This is a genomic window from Streptomyces oryzae, from assembly GCF_017676365.1.
Classification (GTDB): domain Bacteria; phylum Actinomycetota; class Actinomycetes; order Streptomycetales; family Streptomycetaceae; genus Streptomyces; species Streptomyces oryzae.
In genome coordinates this window covers 13,595-29,105 of sequence record NZ_JADKMA010000087.1, presented here as the reverse complement: position 1 = coordinate 29,105, position 15,511 = coordinate 13,595, and the positions used below count along the sequence as shown (strand labels likewise).

The following is a 15,511-nucleotide window of genomic DNA, read 5'->3' as shown; positions in this document are numbered from 1 at the left end:
CAGCCCGCCCTCCCGTCCTCCGTACGCCGCCATCTCGCCACCCTGCCCGGCGACGAACTCCCCGCCTACCTCTACGACCTGGAGGCACTGCGCAGCCACGCCGCCGCCGTCCGGGCCGCACTGCCCGAGCGGGTCGAGCTGTACTACGCCGCCAAGGCCAACCCCGAGGCCGAGATCCTGGCCGCCCTCGCGCCCTCCGTGGACGGCTTCGAGGTCTCCTCGGGCGGCGAACTCACCCACGTCCACCAGGCCGTTCCCGAAGCACCGCTCGCTTTCGGCGGCCCCGGCAAGACCCGGGCCGAGCTGGCGAAGGCGCTGGAGACCGGCGTGGAGCGCCTCCATGTGGAGAGCGAACACGAACTCCACATGCTCGGCGAACTGACAGCGCGCGCCGGTGGACACCGGGAGGCAGCGGTGCTGCTGCGTGCCAACCTGCCGCTCTCCGGGCGGGAACTGGAGGGCAGCGCGCTGGCGATGGGCGGGCGGCCCACACCGTTCGGCCTCGACCCCGCCCAGCTGGAACGCTGCCTGCGGCTACTGGCGGAGGGTCACTTCCCGCGACTGCGGCTGCGGGGCATCCACGCCCACCTCGCCAGCGGACTGGACGCGGCGACCCAACTGGCCGTCGCCGAGCAGATCGTGGACCGCGCGGTCGAGCTGGCCCGCCGCCACCGCACCGTGCTGCCCGAGGTCAACGTGGGCGGCGGCATGGCCGTCGACTACGCCGACCCCGCCGCCCGCTTCGACTGGGCCGCCTACGGCGCCGGGCTCGGCCGCATCCTCGACGCCCACCCCGGGCTGACCCTCCGCGTGGAACCGGGCCGCGCGATGACCGCCTACAGCGGCTGGTACGCCACCGAGGTGCTGGACGTGAAGCACAGCTACGGCGTGCGGTTCGCGGTGGTGCGCGGCGGCACCCACCACCTGCGTACGCCAGCGGCCAGACAGCACGACCAGCCGCTGGCCGTACTGCCGGTCGAGGACTGGCCGCACCCCTGGCCGCGCCCCGTGGCGGAGAGCGAGCCCGTCACCTTCGCGGGACAGCTGTGCACGCCCAAGGACGTCCTCGCCCGGCAGGTGCCGGTGGACCGGCTGCGGGCAGGGGACCGGGTGGTGTTCGCGATGGCCGGCGCGTACGCGTGGAACATCTCCCACCACGACTTCCTGATGCACCCCCGGCCCGCCTTCCACTTCCTGGACGACCAGGTCAGGGCGTCGGAATCCCGGCCGGCCTGGAAGGCCGGCCGAAGCGCACCGGCACGCCCGGCGAGTACAGCACGCTGACCGGCTCGTCGGCCGGTGCCGGCAGCCCGGCCGCCACGAGCAGGTCCTCCTCGCAGGCGATCAGCTCCGCGCGGTGCAGCCGCCAGCGGGGGTGGTCGTTGGGCAGATAGGCCGCGGCCCCGAAGAAGGTGTGGTGCAGCCCCCATCGAGCGGTCAGGAAGTGCTCCAGTTCGGTGGGCTCCTCGATCAGGGCTCCAGGGCGTACGACGAGCCGGCTGTGCGCGCCCCGCGGTCCCGGCCAGCGCCGCGTACTCGTGTAGGTGAGGGTGTCGCCCTCGGCGCTGACCGCCATCCGGGACCAGACATAGGGCAGTCCGAAACCGGCCCTGCCCATCAGCACCGGCACCAGCCGGGACGCGTCCAGCGAGCGGAACACCACGCCGCGCCGCCCCTGCGCATCCACCGAGTACAGGCGCACATTGGTCTCAGGGAACGTGCCCAGGTAGGGGACGCCCGGCAGTCCGAGCCAGCCGACGCGGTGCATCCGGAAGGCGACCAGCCCCACATATGTGGCGCCGTCGAGTGTGTCCGGCACGGTCCCGGCGGGCAGCAGCTCCGCCACGGCAGCCGGGTCGACGGCCCAGTGGACGAAAGCCAGATCGAGCCACCGCTGGGTGAGCAGTGGCCGCGGGATCGCCACCGGCGCTTCCGGCGTGACGGGCTGCGGTCTCGACGGCTTGAACGGCACGACGCCAGCATGACAGAGCCCCGTGACAGCAACCGTGGGGGTGTGCGGGGCCGGGTGCCGGGCACGCCGGGGGTAGTTGCCCGGAAAGGGGTAAGTTTGCAGCGCTGAATACTCGTACGAGTGAACCCGGGGGGCCCGGCCTGATGTGTGGCCTAGGCTCTGGCGTATCTCACTTCCCCCGGAGAGGAAACGAATCACGATGCCCGTACTCCCTGCCTTCGTGGCGGGTATTCTCGTGTCCGCACTCGCGAAGAAGGTGGCCAAGCCCGCTGTGCGTGGCGTGGTGAAAACCTCGCTGAAGCTGGCAGCGGATACCAGACGGGCCGCCATCGAACTCAATGACGAGCTGCGCGATATCGCCGCCGAGGCAGGTTCCGAGGTATTCCTGGAGGACATTGCCGAGCCCGAGCGGAAGACGGTACCGAAGAGCCGCTCGGCCACCTCCAAGACCCACTGAGACCCACTGATCCACCGGGCGCCGCTGCTGTACGTCTGCAGCGGCGCCCGCACTGTTGTGCGGCGGACCGGCGCGCCGGTCACAGCGGCCGGGCGTTCACGAGAGTTTGCTCCTGAGCATGTCCAAGTAGAAGGGGAGCCGGTCCACCGCCTTCTTCGCCACCGGGAACACCTGCACGGTGTCGCGCACGGCGTCGGTCACCGTCAGCGTGTACCGGCCGTCCTCGCACCGCAGCTGTGCGGAATAGAGCACCTCGTCCGTCGCGGTCTCTCCCGCCGGCGTCGTCGGCTGCTGGGACTTCTGGTTCGCAGGCCCGGTCATCTCGGGGTCCTTCCCTGTCGGAATCTTTGCGGCGCGCGTTATAGGGAAAATAACAGCCTCAATTTTCTCAGTGGCCTCGCCTATCACTGTGGAGGAGAAAAGCTCAATTCCGACTGCTGAATACTCGAAAGAGTGAATGACCTGGACCGGCCTGGCTGAAGCCTCGCTGGGCCCTCTACCCTCAATAAGGTAGAGGGTTCGCGAAAATTGTGCTCCGAGAGGAACGAGTAATCATGCCTCCCGTATTTCCTGTCTATGTCGCCGGAGTGCTCACCGCTCCGATCGTCAAAAAGGTGCTCAGGCCGGTCGTCCGAGGCGCCGTCAAGACATCGGTGAAACTGGCGGCGGATGCCAGGCGTGCGGCACACGAGGTGAACGAGGAGCTGTACGACATCGCCGCCGAGGCCAGCGCGGAAGTTCTCGGCCCGCGAGAGCAGCAGGCGCCGAAGGAAGAGCCTTCCGGCAGCCAGGGCCAGGGCCAGGCTCAGCTGAGCAGCAAGAAGCCCCGCCCGGGGGCTGCGAAGGCCAAGACGAACGCCTGAGCTCACCGGGCCGCGAGAGCTCGGCCACCTCGCGCCGACAGCGCAGGTACCCAACTCCCTTACGTGGGAAGCCTCTCGTCGTCACGGCCGAGAGGCGGCCGCCCCGAGGGGCGGCCACCCGTGCTCGAGGGAAGCGTCGATGGGACGCCCGTCAGAGGTTCTTGGCCTTGTCGAAGAACTCCTCGAAGGACAGAACGCCGTCCCCGTTCGCGTCCCGCGTCTTCACGATGGCCTCGGCGAGGCCCACGGTGTAGTGCCGGTCGCCCAGCTCCACCATGGCCTGCTGGAACTCGACCGGGGTGACGTACCCGTCGCCGTTCCGGTCGAACTTGTCAAAAGTCTTGCGCGCGTCCTCTATACCGGCCACGAGAGCCTCTACCTCCGGGTGAATGTACCGATCACGTGCCCACCGGCACGTTCCACGTCACGCTAACCCCGCCCCCTGCACGCGCCTCACCCGCCCCTGGCCCACCGTCGCGTACGTGTACGGTCCCGCCGCCCGTGGTAATCCGGGAAAGCCACGACCGAGAGATCCGGGAAGTCCGGGACGAGCCGAGGAAGGGACGTGTGCGGCATGCCGATCGATGGCGAGTACGAGCCGAGCCCCGAGCAGTGGGTGCGGGACCAGGTGGAGCTGTACGAGCGCTCCGGTGGCACCGAAGGCACGACGATGCGGGGCATGCCCGTCGTCATCCTCACCACCCGGGGCGCCAAGTCCGGGAAGGTGCGCAAGACGCCGCTGATGCGGGTGGAGCACGAGGGGACGTACGCGGTGGTGGCGTCACTGGGCGGAGCACCCACCCACCCGGTCTGGTACCACAACGTCGTCGCCGACCCCCGCGTCGAGCTGCAGGACGGGCCGGTGCGCCAGGACATGACGGCCCGCGAGGTCACCGGCGAGGAGAAGGCCGTGTGGTGGAAGCGTGCCGTGGAGGCGTTCCCCGACTACGCCGCCTACCAGCGCAAGACCGACCGGGAGATCCCCGTCTTCGTCCTGGAACCCGCCCCCGGCGGGCACGGATGAGCGAAGCGACGGCCCGGCGGGCGTGAGCGTGCCCGACTCCCGGCCGGCCGCGGAGGCCACCGAACTGGTGCGCGACACCACCAGCGACCTGATCTACGGCCATTCCCGGCGATCGCCCTGCACACCACCCCGGGCATCCCGGAGTTCAGGAACCCGGCCGGTCAGGCCGCCGCGGTGCCGTCCCAGGCCGCGCCCGCCGCGGCGAGAGCCTGGCGCCCGGCGCTCTCGGCACCGGCAACGCCCAGCGACTCCAGGCCGGTGGCCAGCGCCCGCAGCGAGTCAAGCACCACGGCGCGGTCCGCTGCCCTCCCGTAGTGGTTGACGCGCAGCATCTCCGCGGCGAGCGGGCCCGCGGCTGCCTGCAACGGCACCCGTGGCTCGGCCTTGAGCGCGGCGGCCACCACCTCGCGCGCTTCCACGCCCTCCGCCGGCACCCGCAGTGTCGTCGCCGCCGGGGCCGCGTCCTGGTCCCGCACCACGTACGGGGCGAGTCCTGGCAGTTCCCGTGCTCCCGCCCGCAGCGCGGCCGAGGCCGACCGGTGCCGGGCGATCGACGCCTCCAGGCCCTCGGCCGCGATCCGGTCGACGGCCTGCTCCAGCGCCAGCATCTCCAACTGTGCCGGGGCGTGCGGCAACGCCGTCCGGCCGCCGTCCAGCCACCGCTCCTTCCAGTCGAGCAGCGAGAGATACGAGCGGCGCGGCGCCTGCTCGTTGGCCGCGATGCGCTCCCAGGCCCGTTCGCTGACCGAGACGGCCGACACCCCGGCGGGGCCTGCGAGCGCCTTCTGGCCGCCGACGACACACAGGTCCACGCCCCACTCGTCGGTCAGCAGCGGCTCGGCGCCCACCGAGGCGACCGCGTCCAGCATCAGCAGCGCCCCGTGCTCGCGCACCACCGCGCCGATCTCGGCGACGGGGTTGGTGTTGCCGGTCGCCGCCTCGGCGTGGACGAGACTCACCAGGCCGGTCTCCGGGTGCTCCCGCAGCGCCCGCGCCACCTCTTCGACACCGACGGAACCGGTGAACGGTGCCGTCACGGTGACGACCTCGGCGCCGCAGTCGCGCAGCCAGCCGCCGAACGTCTCCCCGTAGGGGCCGGTGATGACGTTCAGTGCCGTACTGCCGCGCGGTGCCGCCGAACGGATGCATGCCTCCAGCGGCAGCAGGGCCTCGCCCTGCATCGCCACGACGTCGCACCGTGTCCGCAGCAGCGCGGCGACCTTGTCCTCGACGGCGGCGAAGTGCTCGGCACTCAGCGGCGGCAGATCCAGCAGGGACGGGTGCTCGGTGTTCGCAGTCACGGTCGCCTTCCAGCCACGGCGGGCCGCATCTTGCCACGGCCCCGTTACCGACCGACCTTACGTGCGACCCCGGCCGGTTCCGCTCCCGCCCCTGGCCTGTCCCGGAGTTGGCACTCCGTCACTCCGTAGGGCTCATCAGCAGTAGCGCAACGTCGTCGTGGTTCTCCGGGCTGCGCAGCGATTCGAGGAGGCGGTCACAGGTCTCCTCGAGCGAGCATCCGGAGGCCGCGAGGGGGCGGAGCAGTTCCAGCAGCACCTGCAGCCGGTCCTCGATGTCGTCGCGCCGCGTCTCGACCAGTCCGTCGGTGTACAGCACCAGCAGGTCGCCCGGGTGCAGATCGACGGGGACGGTGCCGTGCTCGCCACCGCCGATGCCCAGCGGGGTGCCGACCGGCAGCTCGATCAGCCGCGGCTCGCCCCGCGCGGGCACCAGCACCGGTGGCAGATGCCCGGCGGAGGCGAGGTGGCACCGATGGTGCTGCGGGTCGTAGACGGCGTACAGACAGGTGGCGAAGTACGGGTCGAGCCCGGTGGTGATCTGGTCCAGGTGGCTCAGCACATCGGCCGGCGTCAGGGCCAGCCTGGCGAGGGTCTGGGTGGCGGTGCGCAACCGCCCCATGGTGGCGGCCGCGTTGACGCCGCTGCCCATCACATCGCCGACGACCAGCGCGGTGCGCTCCTCCTCCAGTTCGAGGACGTCGAACCAGTCGCCGCCGATCTCGCTGTGTGCCCCGGCCGGCTGGTAGCGGGAGGCGAGGCGCAACCGCGCCGAGGTGGGCCCTGGAGTCGGCAGCATGCTGCGCTGGAGGGTGAGCGCGATGTTGTGCTGCTGGCGGTAGAGCCGGGCGTTGTCGATGCAGACGGCGGCCCGGCCGGCGAGTTCGCAGGCGAGAATCGTGTCGTCGTGGTCGAAGGGCTTGGGGTTGCGGGTGCGCTTGAGGTCGAGCGCGCCCAGCACCTCACCGCGGGCGATCAGCGGGACCGCCAGATAGGAGTGCACTCCAGCGCGGGAGAGGAGGCCGGCGGCCTGCTCGTCGCGCCCGATGCTGCGCAAGTCCTCCTCCTGGACCTCGGGCACGGCGACCGGCTGCCCGGTGGCGACACAGCGGGTGACGAGCCGATCGGCGCTGTAGTGGGCCACCTGCCCCGGTGGGTCGGCGGCGTCGGCGGCGACGGTGGGGTAGGCGGTGGCCAGCGCCAGGGCACGGAACCTGGCCGTCTCCTCCTCGGGGAGGCGGAAGGGCTGATCGCGTACGGCCGCGTCCAGCACATCGACGGCGGCGATGTCGGCCAGCTCCGGAACCGTGATCTCGGCGAGCTCGCGGGCTGTCTGCTCCAGATCGAGCGTGGTGCCGATGCGTACCGACGCCTCGGCCAGATGCGAGAGGCGCTGCCTGGCCTGCTCGGCCTGGATCGCGGCCTGGTGGCGTTCGGTGATGTCGGTGACGGCGACGGACAGCCCCAGCGGCTGTCCGCCGGCGTCGTCGAGCCGGTAGGTGGACACGGACCAGGCGTGGCCCTCGCCCCCCGGCATCGCACCGCCCAGCACCTCGTGGTCGATGACCGGCTCACCTGTCTCGAGCACCCGCTGCAGCACCGTCTCGGCCTGTTCGACATGGCCGGGGGGCAGCACGTCACGCACGGTTCTGCCCAGGTGCTCCTCCTCGCTCACTCCGTCCAGCCGGGTGAGGGCCGGGTTGACGGAGACGTAGCGCAGATCGGTGTCCATGACCGCGACGCCCATCGGGGACTGCTGGATCAGCAGCGTCGAGAAGGCCAGGTCACGCTCGATCTCGCGGAGCGCGGCCCGGTCCGTCACCAGTCCCAGGGCATAGGTGGCGTGCTGGTCGTCGTGGAGCCGCATGTTGCGGAATTCGAACGCCCGGACCTTGCCGTCCTTGCACTTGATCGGGAAGACCCCGGCCCAGCTCTTGCCCTCCCGCATCACCTCGTCGAAGAGCCGGAGCACCAGCTCGATGTGTTCGTCCGGCACCAGCAGCGGTGCCGCGTACCGCCCCAGCGCCTCCGCCGCCGAGTAGCCGAACAGCTGCTCGGCCTGCGGGCTCCACAGGACGATGCGGCCGCGCTCGTCCAGCACCACCGCGCCGACAGCCAGCACATCGAGGAGCCCGCCGGGCGGGGAGAGGCTTACGCCCGGCGCCCCGTCGGCATCACCCTGGGGCTGCTCCTCACGGTTCCTCACGGACGGCTACCTTCCTGACCGAGGCCGTTCTCTCCCATCCTCCCTCCTGGCCCGCCGGAGTGCCCATCGACCGCCCGCGGCGACGCGTGAAGCCCCCGTCCAGCGGACCTGGCCGGCGGCCGCAGACCGGAATATCCGAAACAGCTGCGCGCCCGCTCGTGTGCCGCCGCCGGGCTGCCGAGTGCGTCGAGCCCGAGCAGCGCGGCGCCCAGCACCGGGCGGGCACGTACGACACGCGGCACGGCACGCGGGGCGCGCTGTGCGAGGAGCCCGGTGATCCGGTCGTCGAGGAGGGCGTGCCCCGCGGCGAGGATGCCGCCGCCCAGCAGCACCGGAACCTCCTCCTCGAGCAGCTCCAGCCTGCGCAGCGCCACCACCGCCATGGTGACAACCTCCTCGGCCATCCGTACCACCAGGGACTCCGCGACGGCATCGCCCCGGGCGGCCACCTCGAACAGCACCGGGGCCAGTTCCAGCCGCCGCGCCTGCGGGATGCGGCCCAGGTGCATGGCCTCGATCAGTGCGTACATCGAGTCCAGCCCGAAGTGCGCGGGCAGCGCGGTACGCAGCAGGGTGGGCTCCCCGCGGCCGTCCTCGGCGCGGGCCGCGTGCCACAGCGCCTCCTCGCCCAGCCCTCCGCCGCCGCCCCAGTCGCCGGAGAGCCGCCCGAGGGCGGGGAAGCGCGCGGTGCGCCCGTCGGGCCGTACGCCGGCGCAGTTGATCCCGGCGCCGCACACGACGGCGACCCCGCGCGGCGCCGCGTCACCGTCCTGCGCGCAGAGCCCGGCGCGGAGCACGGCGAAGGTGTCGTTGTGCACGGTGACCCGCTCGCCCCAGCCGCGCTCGGTGAGCGCCGCGGCCAGCTGTTCCTCCTCCACCGGCAGGTCTGCGTTGGCGAGACAGGCCATCACCTGGCGCACCGGGGCGGGGGCGCGCCCGCCGCCGGAGCCGCGGTCCGGCCCGGTGGCCGCTCCAGCCGCGGCGCGGGCCCGGCCCACGGCCTCGGCCACGGCGTCCACGGCGGCGCCGACCCCCACAACGGGCGGGCGGAAGCCGCCGCCCCGCGCGGTGCCCAGCACGCTGCCGTCCGCGCCGAGCAGCGCCACGTCGGTCTTGCTGTTGCCCGCGTCGATGGCCAGGACGGCCGGCGCCGGGTCCGGCCGGTACCCGGGGCGGCTCAGGCCCATGCGAGGTGCTCCTTGTTGTGGGCGAGGAGCTGGTCGGTCAGCCGTTCGGCGTGGTCGAGCTGGCCGACGAGGGGGTGGGCGAGCAGCGCCTTGAAGACGCGGTCGCGGCCCCCGTGCAGCGCCGCGCTCAGGGCCAGCTCCTCGTACGCGCTCACATGCGCGATCAGCCCGGTGAACTGCGGATCGAGCGGGCTTACCGGCAGCGGGTGTGCGCCGTCCCGGTCGATACGGGCCTGGGTCTCGATCACCGCGTCGTCGGGCAGGAACGGCAGCGTTCCCCGGTTGTGGGTGTTGACTGCCTGGTAGGTGCTGCCGCCTTCGCGCAGCAGCGAGGCGGCCAGGTCCACGGCGGCCTCCGAGTAGAAGGCGCCGCCGCGCCGGGCCAGCAGCTCGGGCTTGGTATCGAGGGCCGGGTCGGCGTACATGTCCAGCAACTGCCGCTCCAGCGCCGCCACTTCCGCGGCCCGGGTGGGTTTGCCGCGCTGGGCGCGCACCACTTCGTCGTGTGCGTAGTAGTAGCGCAGGTAGTACGACGGGACGACGCCGAGGCGGTCGACGAGCGTACGCGGCAGGCGCAGGTCGTCGGCGACGGCCGCACCGTGCTCGGCCAGCAGCTTCGGCAGGACGTCGGTGCCGCCCGGTCCGCCGAGCCGGACGCCCAGCTCCCAGGTGAGGTGGTTGAGCCCGACGTGCTCCAGGTGCACCTCGGAGGGGGCGACGTCCAGCAGCCGCGCGAACTTCCGCTGGAAGCCGATCGCCACATTGCACAGGCCGACCGCCTTGTGCCCGGCGGCCAGCAGCGCGCGGGTGACGATGCCGACCGGGTTGGTGAAGTCGATGATCCAGGCGTCCGGGTTGCCGCGCCGCACCCGCTCGGCGATGTCCAGCACGACCGGTACGGTACGCAGCGCCTTGGCCAGGCCGCCGGCGCCGGTGGTCTCCTGGCCGACGCAGCCGCACTCCAGCGGCCAGCTCTCGTCCCGCTCGCGGGCCGCCTGGCCGCCCACCCGCAGCTGGAGGAGCACGGCGTCCGCACCCTCGACGCCCGCGTCCAGCTCCGAAGTGGTGGTGACGGTGCCGGGATGGCCCTGCTTGGCGAAGATGCGCCGGGCCAGGCCGCCGACGAGCTCCAGCCGTTCGGCTGCCGGGTCGATGAGCGCCAGCTGGTCGATCGGCAGCACCTCGCGCAGCCGAGCGAAGCCGTCGACAAGTTCGGGCGTGTAGGTCGAGCCTCCGCCGACCACTGCGAGCTTCATGGGATTCAGCCCTTTGCTTCGGTGAGGGGGACGCCTTCGGCGACGAAGGCTTTCCGTGCGAGGAAGAAGACGGGACAAGGACCGGCGGGTGCGCGGGTCCTTGGACTGCAGATGTCGAACACGTCGGTCAGACGGCCCCGGACACACGGTCAGGCGGTGTTGAACACCTCATCGCGGGCCAGGGCCAGCGCGGACAGCAGGGCGCCGCTCAGGATCGGGTCTCCGTCCAGCTCGCTCAGCCGCAGCAGCGGCCTGGGCAGCGCGAGCCCGGTCAACTCCCGCTCCACCAGCGCCCGCAGCGCCTCGCCGCCGGTTCGCGGCACCGCACCGGACAGCACCACCAGCTGCGGGTCGACGACTGCGACGACGGCGGCGATCCCGTTCGCCAGCCGGCGCGCGGTCTCCTCGCGTACGGCCGGGTCGGCCAGCGCCTCGGCCAGCGGGCGGCCGTTGGCGAGCCGGCGCACCGCCGGTACCGAGACCAGGCTCTGGAAACCACCCCCGGCGTCCGCCGCCGCGTTCTCGCCGGAGCCGCCGCGCGCGAGGGGTGCGCCGGGCAGCGGCAGGTAGCCGATCTCCCCGGCCCCGCCGGTGGCCCCGCGCAGCAGGGTGCCGCCCACGACGACGGCGGCGCCCGTGCCGCTGTCCACCCAGATGAGGGCGAAGTCGTCGTGGTCCCGGGCCGCGCCCGTGTGCTGTTCCGCCACGGCCGCGAGATTCACGTCGTTCTCGATCGTCACCGGGGTGCCCAGCACTTCGGCCAGCTCGGCGCGCAGCGTACGGGACTGCCAGCCGGGCAGGTGCGGGGCGTAGCGCAGCTCGCCCGAGCGCGGATCGAGGGCGCCGGGCGTACCGATCACCGTGGTGTGCGGCTCCACCGGCCCTAGTCCCGGTCCTGCCTCCCGCAGGGCCAGGTCGACGGCTTCCCTGACCAGCTGCGCGGTGCGGTGCCGTACGTCAGCGGCCACGGCGTCGGCCTCCACCCGGGCGCGGCCGACGACGCTGCCCGTGATGTCAGCGACCACCGCCGAGATGCCGTGCGGATCGGCGGACAGCGCGGCCACATGGGCGGTCGCCGGCTCGATCTCGTACAGCAGCGCGTTGGGGCCCGGCCTGCCGCGCTCCTTGCTCCGGGTGCGCACCAGGCCCATGTCCTCCAGTCTGCCGAGGAGTTGGGAGGCGGTCGGTTTGGACAGTCCTGTCAGCTCGCTGATCCGGGTCCGGGTGAGCGGTCCGTGTGCGACGAGGAGATCGAGCGCGGCGCGGTCGTTCATCGCGCGCAGTACGCGGGGGGTGCCCGGGGTCGCTGCTGTGCCGCTGGGGCCGGCGTGTGTGGCCATCGTGGTGCCCCGTCCGTCCGCGGTGGGAATCATTAGGAAACTTTCCTGTTGATGCCGGGAACCTAGAACTCCGCCCGCGCATCCGTCAATGGCCCGGGGCGGCGCGCCCCGTCCGGACGCGCCGCCCCGCCGGCTGTTGAACTCGGACCTGCTGTTCGCTACTTCTTCGGCCGGGTCAGGTCGTAGAAGGTGGCGTTGCCCGCCCGCACCATCGTGTAGTGCTTCTTCACCCAGGAGCTGATCTCGGACGAGGTGCCCCGGCTTCCACCCGGGCCGCCCTGGGAGCCGGCGAGGAAGTAATGGATCCTGCCCTGTGCCACATACTTCTTGAACTGGGCGAGGCTCGGGTACGGGTCGGTTCCGTTGAAGCCGCCGATCGCCATCACCGGCAGTCCGGTGGAGAGTTGGTAGCTTGCCGCGTTCTGCGAGCCGATGGCGGCCGCCGCCCAGGTGTACGAGGCGGCGTCCTTGCGCAGCAGCGCTTCCGCCTTCGCCGAGACCTTGGTGCCGTTGAGCAGCCCGCCCATTGCGCCGCCCGGGCCGCCGCCGCGCCCCGCGCCGCCCGCGCCGTCCCGCGCACCTTGCCCCTGGGCGGCGCCGCCCAGGCCGGGGGGCGTGCCCTGCGGGGCGCCGGTCTGCTGCCGGTTGCCCTGTCCCGCGCCGGGGAAGCCCTGCGCCCCGCCCTGGCCGGGCCCGCCGTTCTGCTGGGGTGCGCGCCCGCCCTGGCCGGGCCCCGGCGCACCCTTGCCGCCGCCGGGCATCCCCGGCAGGCCGCCCCGGCTGACGGCGGGCCCCGCGGTGACGATCGAGCCGGTATGCGGCGTACCGACGGTGCTCAGCGTGTACGCCACAGGCCCGGCGACCGCGGCGAGCACCGCCAGCGCGGCGAGGGCCGCACCGAGCCTGCGCGGCAGCACCTTCGCGGCCAGCAGCCCGCAGGCCGCCGACAGCCCCGCCACCAGTACGGTCCAGCGCAGCCACGGCAGCCAGTCCGCAGCCCGGCCCAGCAGCACGAACGCCCACACGGCCGTTCCCGCGACCGCTGCCGCCAGCACCGCGACCCACAGGAAACGGCTCCGCTCCCGCCACAGTGCCGTCGCCCCCAGGGCCACCACGGCCGCGAGGTAGGGCGCGAGCGCGACGGTGTAGTACTCGTGGAAGATCCCGGACATGAAGCTGAAGGTCACACCGGTGATCAGCAGCGAGCCGCCCCACAGCAGGAACTCGGCCCGCAGCGCGTCGGTACGGGCCGCCCGGCGGGTCAGCACCAGACCCGCGACGAGGAGCAGCAGCGCGGCCGGGAGCAGCCATGCGATCTGACCGCCGATCGTGTCGCCGAACAGCCGCCCCAGCCCCGTCTGGCCCCAGGCGCCGCCACCGCCACCGCCCGGACCACGGCCGCCACCGCCTCCGCCGCCGACGCTGCCGGTCTCGTCACCGGTGAGCCGGCCGAAACCGTTGTAGCCGAAGGTCAGCTCCAGGAAGCTGTTCTTCTGCGAGCCGCCGATGTACGGCCGCGAGGAGGCGGGCCACAGCTCCACGAGCGCGACCCACCAGCCCGCCGTGACCAGCGTGGTCAGCCCGCCGCACAGCAGCTGCCCGATCCGGCGGCGCAGCCGGGTCGGCCCGCACACCAGATACACCAGCGCCGCCACCGGCAGGATCAGCCACGCCTGCAGCGCCTTGGCCAGGAAGCCGAAGCCGAAACAGGCGCCCGCCAGCACCAGCCACCTGGTGCGGCCGTCCTCCAAGGCCCGGCCCATGCACCACAGCGCGGCCACCATGAGCAGGCACAGCAGCGCGTCCGGGTTGTTGAAGCGGAACATCAGCGCCGCCACCGGGGTCAGCGCCAGCAACGCCCCGGCGAGCAGCCCGGCGGCCGGGCCGCTGCGGCGGCGCACGGCGGAGTACAGCACGCCGACCGAGGCGACGCCCAGCAGCGCCTGCGGTACCAGAATCTGCCAGGAGCCGAGGCCGAAGAGCCGGACGGACAGGGCCATCGGCCACAGCGCGGCCGGCGGTTTGTCCACGGTGATGGCGTTGCCCGCGTCCAGCGAGCCGAACAGGAACGCCTTCCAGCTCGCCCCGCCGGCCTGCGCGGCGGCGGAGTAGAAGGAGTTGGCGTAACCGGAGGCGCCGAGCCCGTACAGGAACAGCACCGCGGTGGCCGCCAGCAGCGTCCAGAACGCGGGGCGCTCCCAGCGCGGCGCTGCGTCGGGCCGGCCGGCGGCGGGAGCGGCGCCGGAAGGGGGCGCGTCCGCCGCGCTGCCCGAGGTGGTGAGGGTGGTCATGGAGTCCGCTCTCTTTCAGGTCCGTTGTGGACCCGAACATCGCGGACCGCGCTGTCATCCGCCTGTGCTCAACCTGTGCGGCGGCTGTGAGCCGGCCTTCCGGCCGCCGCCGCGCCCGCTCTCAGCCGACCGGGGAGTGCCCTTCGCGTCCGTACCAGTCGACACAGACGATGAGGGCATCGTCTTCCAGCGAGCCCGCGCCCCGGTGGGCGGAGAGATCGCGGAGCACGGCACGTGCCACCTGGGAGGGGGGAAGCAGCCGGTTGGCGGTAAGGGAGCGGGCCAGCGCATGGTCGCCGAAGGGTTCACCGGCGCGGGAGAACGACTCGTAGACACCGTCGGTGGCCAGCAGCAGCCGGTCCCCGGGCTGCACCCGGAAGCGCTCCGTCACATAGTGGGTGTCCTCGAACATGCCGAGGGGGAGCTGCGCGTCGAAGTCGAGTGCCTCGACTTTGGCGTCCCGGTACAGCCAGGCACGCGGCGAGCCGGCCTCGACGATCTCCACCTCTCCGGTGGCGAGTTCGAACTGGAACAGCACCATCGAGACGTACGCCGAGCCCCGGTACTGGGCGTAGATGGCCTGGTCGGTGAGGGCCGCCTGGTCGGCGAGGCCGAGTCCGGCGTGGCGTGCGTTGCGCAGCGCGTTGACGGCGAGCGTGGTCAGCAGCGCCGCCTCGACCCCCTCGCCCATGCCGTTGGTGACGGTGACGGTCAGGTGCTCGGGGGAGACCGACCAGTCCACGTTGTCGCCCGAGACGGAGTAGGCGGGCTCCAAGTGGGCGCCGATCGCGAACTCGTCGCGGCGCAGGGAGCGGCCGGGCAGCAGCTGCCACTGCATCTCGGCAGCGACGGTCAGCCGGGTGGCCCGGCGGGCGCGCTGGTAGTGGTCCGTGTCCCGCTCGGCGACCGTGATCTCGTGGCCGAGAGCCCTGCACAGGTCCTCCAACTCCGGCAGCAGCTCGACGGCCTCGGTCTCGCCGGGCAGGGTCGCCGACAGCACTCCCAGCCGCTCTCCCCGCACGCTCACCGGCAGATGCACCGCCACGGTGTCCGTCCGCCCGTCCTTCAGTACGACGGGCTCGGGAGCCCGCAGCGCCCGCCCCTGCGGGCTGTCGTGCACGGGCAGCGGCTCGGCCGCGAGGGGCGTGTGCTCCACTTTGTGGAGCGTGCGCTTACCGTAGTCGGCCAGGCGCAACTCGACGTTGACGGCGCCGCAGTGCTCTCGCAGTGCCGCCTCGACGACGTCCATCAATGCGTACGGGGCGGCGGTGCGCAGGGCCCGCTCGACCACGGCGAATCTGTCCACGTCTCCTGCTTCTCCGTCTGCCGTGCATGCAGCGGCCGAACAGGGGGCACTGTGTCCCCCGCGGGCTGGATCAGAACATTATCGTCGCACGGAAACGTTTGCCGAATGACAACAGAACCGCTCGCGGGTTCGAACAGGGCCCTCCGCGGGCGGCCCTGTCAGCACAGCGCGTGGAGAGATAAGCTTTCCCCGGCCCTTGACTGCGGCGAGGGGAGCCCCGCAGATCCGGCCGGCAGGAGTGCCGAAGATGTGGAGTGAATCGTGACGTCGACCCCCGCCATCGACCGGTCGAACTGGTGCGGAGCGACGCT

At 72.4% G+C, this 15,511-nt stretch carries 14 protein-coding genes; 4 read left to right on the top strand and 10 right to left on the bottom strand.

Annotated features, from left to right (window positions below; translation table 11 throughout):
- The coding region (locus ITI46_RS18255) for a type III PLP-dependent enzyme (protein WP_247746173.1) at window positions 1-1,284 on the top strand (1,284 nt) is incomplete at its 5' end.
- On the opposite strand, the gene ITI46_RS18250 is transcribed toward ITI46_RS18255, so the two are convergent.
- A complete protein-coding gene (locus ITI46_RS18250; RefSeq protein ID WP_209240710.1) occupies window positions 1,208-1,972 on the bottom strand; it encodes a YqjF family protein in 765 nt (254 codons plus the stop codon). The genes ITI46_RS18255 and ITI46_RS18250 overlap by 77 nt on opposite strands.
- Window positions 1,973-2,171: 199 nt before the next feature.
- Between ITI46_RS18250 and ITI46_RS18245 the strand changes: the two genes are divergently transcribed.
- Entirely contained in the window at window positions 2,172-2,429 is a 258-nt protein-coding gene (locus ITI46_RS18245) for a DUF5132 domain-containing protein (RefSeq protein ID WP_209240709.1), read from the top strand.
- A 96-nt stretch (window positions 2,430-2,525) separates the two neighbouring features.
- On the opposite strand, the gene ITI46_RS18240 is transcribed toward ITI46_RS18245, so the two are convergent.
- Window positions 2,526-2,750 (bottom strand): hypothetical protein, encoded by a 225-nt coding sequence (locus tag ITI46_RS18240; RefSeq protein WP_209240708.1) that lies wholly within the window; start codon window positions 2,748-2,750, stop codon window positions 2,526-2,528.
- A 233-nt stretch (window positions 2,751-2,983) separates the two neighbouring features.
- Between ITI46_RS18240 and ITI46_RS18235 the strand changes: the two genes are divergently transcribed.
- On the top strand, window positions 2,984-3,292 hold the full coding sequence (locus ITI46_RS18235) for a DUF5132 domain-containing protein (protein ID WP_209240707.1): 309 nt from the start codon (window positions 2,984-2,986) through the stop codon (window positions 3,290-3,292).
- Between the two features lie 151 nt (window positions 3,293-3,443).
- Here ITI46_RS18235 and ITI46_RS18230 read toward each other — a convergent pair whose 3' ends face one another.
- Window positions 3,444-3,659 carry an EF-hand domain-containing protein gene (locus ITI46_RS18230; protein WP_209240706.1) on the bottom strand — a complete coding sequence of 72 codons (216 nt, stop codon included), beginning with the start codon at window positions 3,657-3,659 and terminating at the stop codon, window positions 3,444-3,446.
- A 207-nt stretch (window positions 3,660-3,866) separates the two neighbouring features.
- Here ITI46_RS18230 and ITI46_RS18225 point away from each other — a divergent pair, with 207 nt between their 5' ends.
- The gene (locus ITI46_RS18225) at window positions 3,867-4,316 is read left to right on the top strand and encodes a nitroreductase family deazaflavin-dependent oxidoreductase (protein WP_209240705.1); all 450 of its coding nucleotides are present in this window, start codon (window positions 3,867-3,869) and stop codon (window positions 4,314-4,316) included.
- Between the two features lie 161 nt (window positions 4,317-4,477).
- Here ITI46_RS18225 and ITI46_RS18220 read toward each other — a convergent pair whose 3' ends face one another.
- From ITI46_RS18220 to ITI46_RS18190, 7 genes are all read right to left on the bottom strand, one after another.
- Window positions 4,478-5,617: a pyridoxal-phosphate-dependent aminotransferase family protein gene (locus tag ITI46_RS18220; RefSeq protein WP_209240704.1), complete on the bottom strand. Its 1,140-nt coding sequence runs from the start codon at window positions 5,615-5,617 to the stop codon at window positions 4,478-4,480.
- 118 nt (window positions 5,618-5,735) lie between these two features.
- Window positions 5,736-7,820, bottom strand: coding sequence for a SpoIIE family protein phosphatase (locus ITI46_RS18215; RefSeq protein WP_209240703.1), 2,085 nt, complete (start codon window positions 7,818-7,820; stop codon window positions 5,736-5,738).
- Entirely contained in the window at window positions 7,817-9,007 is a 1,191-nt protein-coding gene (locus ITI46_RS18210) for an N-acetylglucosamine kinase (protein ID WP_209240702.1), read from the bottom strand. The genes ITI46_RS18215 and ITI46_RS18210 overlap by 4 nt, the downstream gene beginning before the upstream one ends.
- On the bottom strand, window positions 8,998-10,263 hold the full coding sequence (locus tag ITI46_RS18205) for a 6-phospho-beta-glucosidase (protein ID WP_209240701.1): 1,266 nt from the start codon (window positions 10,261-10,263) through the stop codon (window positions 8,998-9,000). Before ITI46_RS18205 ends, ITI46_RS18210 begins: the two co-directional genes overlap by 10 nt.
- A gap of 149 nt (window positions 10,264-10,412) precedes the next feature.
- The gene (locus tag ITI46_RS18200; RefSeq protein WP_209240711.1) at window positions 10,413-11,603 is read right to left on the bottom strand and encodes an ROK family transcriptional regulator; all 1,191 of its coding nucleotides are present in this window, start codon (window positions 11,601-11,603) and stop codon (window positions 10,413-10,415) included.
- 158 nt (window positions 11,604-11,761) lie between these two features.
- Window positions 11,762-13,894 (bottom strand): ArnT family glycosyltransferase, encoded by a 2,133-nt coding sequence (locus tag ITI46_RS18195; RefSeq protein ID WP_209240700.1) that lies wholly within the window; start codon window positions 13,892-13,894, stop codon window positions 11,762-11,764.
- Window positions 13,895-14,015: 121 nt separating this feature from the next.
- On the bottom strand, window positions 14,016-15,200 hold the full coding sequence (locus tag ITI46_RS18190; RefSeq protein WP_209240699.1) for a PP2C family protein-serine/threonine phosphatase: 1,185 nt from the start codon (window positions 15,198-15,200) through the stop codon (window positions 14,016-14,018).
- Between the last annotated feature and the right edge of the window lie 311 nt (window positions 15,201-15,511).

Coding starts and splice junctions, on each gene's coding strand:
- ITI46_RS18245 (WP_209240709.1), top strand. CDS start 2,172: ATGCCCGTACTCCCTGCCTTCGTGGCGGGTATTCTCGTGTCCGCACTC.
- ITI46_RS18240 (WP_209240708.1), bottom strand. CDS start 2,750: ATGACCGGGCCTGCGAACCAGAAGTCCCAGCAGCCGACGACGCCGGCG.
- ITI46_RS18235 (WP_209240707.1), top strand. CDS start 2,984: ATGCCTCCCGTATTTCCTGTCTATGTCGCCGGAGTGCTCACCGCTCCG.
- ITI46_RS18225 (WP_209240705.1), top strand. CDS start 3,867: ATGCCGATCGATGGCGAGTACGAGCCGAGCCCCGAGCAGTGGGTGCGG.
- ITI46_RS18210 (WP_209240702.1), bottom strand. CDS start 9,007: ATGGGCCTGAGCCGCCCCGGGTACCGGCCGGACCCGGCGCCGGCCGTC.
- ITI46_RS18205 (WP_209240701.1), bottom strand. CDS start 10,263: ATGAAGCTCGCAGTGGTCGGCGGAGGCTCGACCTACACGCCCGAACTT.
- ITI46_RS18200 (WP_209240711.1), bottom strand. CDS start 11,603: ATGGCCACACACGCCGGCCCCAGCGGCACAGCAGCGACCCCGGGCACC.
- ITI46_RS18195 (WP_209240700.1), bottom strand. CDS start 13,894: ATGACCACCCTCACCACCTCGGGCAGCGCGGCGGACGCGCCCCCTTCC.